Genomic DNA, 5287 nt, shown 5'->3' on the forward strand with positions numbered 1-5287 from the left:
CTGCCGGTGGCCAGCAGCGGGGTGCCGTCGGGGAGTGTCGCGAAGGCAATCGCGTATACCGGGCTTGTGTTGCCGGTCAGAGTGGTGCGGCGGTGCCCGGTGGTGGGGTTCCACAGGCGCACCCGGCCATCGCGGCTGCCGGTGGCCAGCAGCGGGGTGCCGTCGGGGAGTGTCGCGAAGGCAATCGCATACACCAGGCTGGTGTGGCCAGTCAGAGTGGTGTGACAGCGCCCGGTAACCGGGTCCCACAGCCGGACCGCGCCGCCGTCTTGGCTGTTCGTGGCTAGTATTGAGACGCCGTCTTCCAGGGTGCCAAACACTACTGCAGAGACCCCGCTTGTATGGTCGGGCGGACCGTCTGCGCTGGTGACGCTGGTGGAGTCCCACAGTCGCACCGTATGGTCGTGGCTACCAGTTGCCAGCATCGAGGTGCCGTCGGGGACGATGGTGAAGGCGAGTGCGGATACTGGGCCGGTGTGGCCAGTCATCGTGGTGTGGTGTGTGTCGGTGGCCGAGTTCCACAGGCGGACGGTGCCGTCGTGGCTGCCGGTGGCGAGTAGGGGGGTGCCGTCGGGCAGGGTGCCGAAGGCGATCGCGTGCACCGGGCTGGCGCTACCAGTGAGAGTGGTGTGGTGTGCGCCGGTGGCCGGGTTCCACAGGCGGACGGTGCCGTCGTGGCTACCGGTGGCGAGTAGAGGGGTGCCGTCGGGCAGGGTGCCGAAGGCGACGGCGGAGATTGTGCTGGTGTGGCCGGTCAAGCTACCGGACGTGAGGCCGGTTGTGGGGTCCCATAGGCGGACGGTGCCGTCGTGGCTGCCGGTGGCGAGTAGAGGGGTGCCGTCGGGCAGGGTGCCGAAGGCGACGGCGGAGACCTTGTTGTTGTGGCCGGTCGGGGTGGTGAGTTGCTGGCCAGTGGCCGGGTCCCACAGCCGCACCTGGCCGTCGTGGCTACCGGTGGCGAGTAGAGGGGTGCCGTCGGGCAGGGTGCCGAAGGCGACGGCGGAGATTGTGCTGGTGTGGCCGGTCAAGCTACCGGACGTGAGGCCGGTTGTGGGGTCCCATAGGCGGACGGTGCCGTCGTGGCTACCGGTGGCGAGTAGAGGGGTGCCGTCGGGCAGGGTGCCGAAGGAGATCGCGTTTACCGCATCATTGTGCCCTGTGAGAGTTCTGTGGAAAACGGACGGCATCACATGTGCCCAGCGGGGCCGTAGCACCAACCGATGTGTTGGCGGGAAGACGCTGGCGATATGGGGGGCATACGCCAGGGCTGTGAGTCGTAGGATCCCCGCTCGTTCGTCGGGACTGGCCATGGCGAGGTTATGGGCGGCCCGCCAGTAGACTTGGGTCTGCGCATGCCGGCATGAGTTGACAGCACCCAGCACTTCGATGAGTCGCTCGGAGTCAGCGTACGCGAGATAGCCCGGTTCCCCGCTCACCTCTCCGAGGCGCTCGGCGGGAGCGGCGTGCGCAGCCAGATGGCGTAGCACATAGGGGTCGGCATCGGCCCAATCCCGGCGGGGCGGCCCCTCCCCGGATTGCTCGGCCGACGGGGCGACGCTGCGGAGAAGGGCATCGGTGATCGCCTGTTGGATCTCGCGCTCATTCATGGAGCGCCTCTTGAAGTAGTCGGCGAACGCCTGATGGTAGAGCCGGTAGACGGCCTGTCCGTCCTCGCTGGACTGGCTCACGTGGTAGCCGGCATGGTCAAGAAGCCAGTCGACATCTTCGACCCCATAGGTCGTTCCGGGAGTCGCCAGCGCCGTGGCCGCCAATGCCCACAACTGCCTTGGGAACCCAGCGCCCTCCGCCCAAGCCAGGGGAGTAAGGAGTTCCCGCACTCGTATTTCGTCAGGTCCGAACCGTGCGAGGTCTCGGGCGAAGACGTCTTGAACCTGTCCATGAAGGTAGTCGACCGCCTCGGCCGAGCCGAGATCGAGCCGGGTCGCCCGTGCGGCGAGCGCATGGGCGACAATCCTGGCGAACAGGAAAACCTGCCCGCTGGCCTTGGCCACCGCGTGTGCCACGGTCTCGGCCCCCTGAGCATCCGTGCTGTAAGGAGAAGTCGGCGTTGTAAGGCGCCGCTTGACATAGGCAGCGATTGCCGCCTCGGTCCCCGGATCGCTGTCCAGGATGTGCACGTTCTCCTGGCCTGGGTCCAGCAGCTCGAGGAGCGGCCCTTGTCCAACCATTCCGCCAGCGGGTTCCTTCCCCGCGATGTGTGCACGGGTCCCGACCACGACTTGGGCTTCGGGCAGCGCGGTGAGAGGTCGGATCAGGTCGGTCACGATGGCGAGGACGGAGTCCGGCCGCGCTTCGTCGAGCGCATCGACGATCACTCGTACCCGGCGGCCCAGCCGTTGCACCGACTCCATCAGTTCCTTGCCCGCCCGCCAGCCTCCAGCAGGAGTGGCGATGCCCAGCCCGGCGGCTAGCACGTCCTGGCACTGAGCCAGCGACTTGTTCTTGGCGTGGATGGCGACGTCGATCAGACCCACAGATGGAATCGTGTCCGCTTCGGCATCCGCTAGTGCACCCTCGGCCTCAGCGATCCGCCGGTATGCAGGATCGGACAGGGTCGCGATTCGCCCGAGCACCGCCGATTTCCCTGCCCCGGGTGATCCAGTGACGACCCGTAGGCCGGGTGGTCCTTCCCTGAGCCAGAAAACCAGTTCGGCGAGTAGCAGGGTGCGGCCAAAGAAGAACCACCCGGTCTCGTCGACCTCTACCCCACGTGCGGCCTCCCGAAAATGATCCTTTAGCCCGAGGTCGAGGATGCGACGCTGCCGCTGAATCTGCGTGTGTGCGTCGGCAGTGGGCAGACCTGGGACCGCACGGGGATTGAGGAAGACGCGATGTTGGAGACCGTCGGTCCAGAAATGAGCTGTTGGCTCCGTCGTCTGGCCCATCACGACAGCTTCCAACACCTCCTCGGGTTTTACCCGTTCGTTGCCTGGCGCCCAGGCGTGACCAGTGCCACCTCCGCGCAGCACATCGACAAACCGCTCGATGAAGTGGCCATCCTGGGTCTGCTCGTATGGTCCGCAGGAGGAGATGACTGATACGGCAGGTCGGCCCTCGGGAGTGGTGAGTTCAACCAGCGCCTTACCTACGGCCTGCGTCACCTCCTGGGCAGAAGCGCCCGAGTAACAGGTGTCAAGAACGATGACTGCATAGCGGAAATGCCAAGTGACGAGCAGGGTCACAAGCGCATTCGCGCTGATCGCGTTAGATGCGTTGATCCGCGATTCCTCTTCAGGAGAATCCTGTACCAGAAGGAACTCTCCTGCGGGCCGACGCACTCCATGTCCCGCCCAGTAGACGACCAGTGCGTCGGACTCCTCGGGCCCGTTGCCAAGTAGTTCCAATACTCGCGCGTGGGTGCCGCCGTAAGCCAAGCTGGGCAGTTCGTGATTGAACCCTCCAGCTGACAATGTTTCACACAGTGTCGGCACCAAATGCCGGACGTGTTCCAGGTTGTCGTGGTGGTCATAGGAGACCATGCCGACGACGATGAACGAGCCACGGCCAGTGGGGACCTCGCTCACTGCCGGACTCCTCGACGGTTACTTGACGAACTCGTTGCTGCCATGATGGCGTGCGGTGAACATACCGCATCCGCGATGGGGGCAACCGATGCCGGATCGTATTGACGACTTGATCGTCGTCATCCCAGGTATCCTCGGCAGCGTCCTGGAGCGCGGCGGGAAACCGATCTGGGACCACTCCCTTGCGGCGATGCGCCACGTGTTGCCGCCTCGTAGGTTGGTCTCTGCGCTTAGCCTCGATGATGGCGACGACGTGCGACCGGTCGGCTTGATCAACGGGCTGCACATCGTGCCCGGCTTGTGGGGTATCGATGGTTATGGCCCGCTCTTGAACTACCTTCGCCGGCAGTTCGACGTCAGTCGTGGCAACCTGATCGCCTTCCCCTACGACTGGCGTCTGTCGTGTGCGGTTAATGCGCGCAGACTTGGCGTCACCGTGGAACGGGAACTGACCCGTCTTCGGGAACATGTGCCTACCGCCAAGGTGACGTACATATGTCACTCAATGGGAGGCCTGATAGCCCGCTACTACCTGGAGGTCCTTGGTGGTCGAGCCTTCGCACGCCGACTGATCACCATTGGAACGCCCCACCAGGGTGCTGCCAAGGCCGCCGCGGCCCTATGTCTGGGCCTCGCTCCCGGGGCGCGGGCCAGAGTCGGACGTTTCGGCCGGGTCCTAGACGACTTGGACGAGGTCGTTCGGACCTTTCCTTCGGTGTACGAGCTGTTGCCCACCTACCGTTGCGTCGACGACGGTACCGGCGAGCTCCGCCACCTCCTTGGATCCGGCGTCCCCATCGACACCTCGCGTATTCGTGAGGGAGCGACGTTCCACCACGATATCGCCTTGGCGGCCCAGAAAAACGGCCCCAGCCTGCACGAGACTTATCTGTTTGGCGGTCACAGGCACAAAACCGTGCTTAGCCTTCAGCTCACCTCCGCACAAGTAGTTCCGCTACATACCTGGAACGGTGAAGCCGTCAGAGGCGACGGCACCGTGCCCCGATTCGCTACGGCTCTCCCTGAGGCGACCTCCGACACAGACGTCCGCTACTCCGGCGACCGTCATTCCGTCCTCGCCGGCGCCAAGCACCTGTTCGACGCTCTTCATGCGATTCTCACGTCGCAGCCGATCCGCAAGTACCAGGGCCGGGAACTGGGTCTCGGCCTCGATCTACCCGAACTTGTCCCCATGGGCGAGGCCGTGCCAATCGAGGTCGAGGCGGTGGACAACCGCCTTGCGCTCATCGTCAGCGCTGCCCACGATGAGACGGGAGAAATTGTGCGTGGATTGCTGCTGCGGAATCTGGGGGATGGCCGCTACGCCACGGACCTGATCTTGCCGAAGCCCGGTGCGTGGCGCGTCACTGTAAGCGCCCCTGGTCGGATACCGGTCGAGCCTGTGAGCGACATCGTCATGGCGGTGGACCCGATGTAGATCTGTCGTACGGCACCCGGCGCCGTCACCAGGCTGTAGGACGAATGACCCGGGTGTGTGATTCGCGGAGAAGTGAAGACCTTCATCTCTGGCGGCCGATTTCGTGGTGACCGGCCACACACTCTTGGTCCGCGCTGCGTGTCATTGGCCGCTGATGCGACGCGAATCCTGCGATGCCAAAGTCCAGTCGCTCCTTGTGGACGCCTGCGCCCGCCGACTACAGAGGTTCCATCTGCGCTTTCTGGTGCGGCTAGATGAGTAAGTCCTAAGTTGGGTCAGTGGTCGTAGGCGATCAGAGATCGGG

General features: G+C 64.7%; 2 protein-coding genes. One reads left to right on the forward strand and one right to left on the reverse strand.

The genetic code is table 11. From position 1 onward, the window contains the following. Positions 1–3545, reverse strand: a 3545-nt coding sequence (locus tag ABD120_RS38950) for a WD40 repeat domain-containing protein (protein ID WP_343955432.1), incomplete at its 3' end; no start/stop codon positions are given. A gap of 88 nt (positions 3546–3633) precedes the next feature. On the opposite strand from ABD120_RS38950, the gene ABD120_RS38955 reads away from it, so the two are divergent. Next, a complete protein-coding gene (locus ABD120_RS38955) occupies positions 3634–4983 on the forward strand; it encodes an esterase/lipase family protein (protein ID WP_343955434.1) in 1350 nt (449 codons plus the stop codon). Positions 4984–5287 lie beyond the last annotated feature (304 nt).

Origin of the sequence: Nonomuraea longicatena, from assembly GCF_039525605.1 — a bacterium.
Lineage (GTDB): Bacteria > Actinomycetota > Actinomycetes > Streptosporangiales > Streptosporangiaceae > Nonomuraea > Nonomuraea longicatena.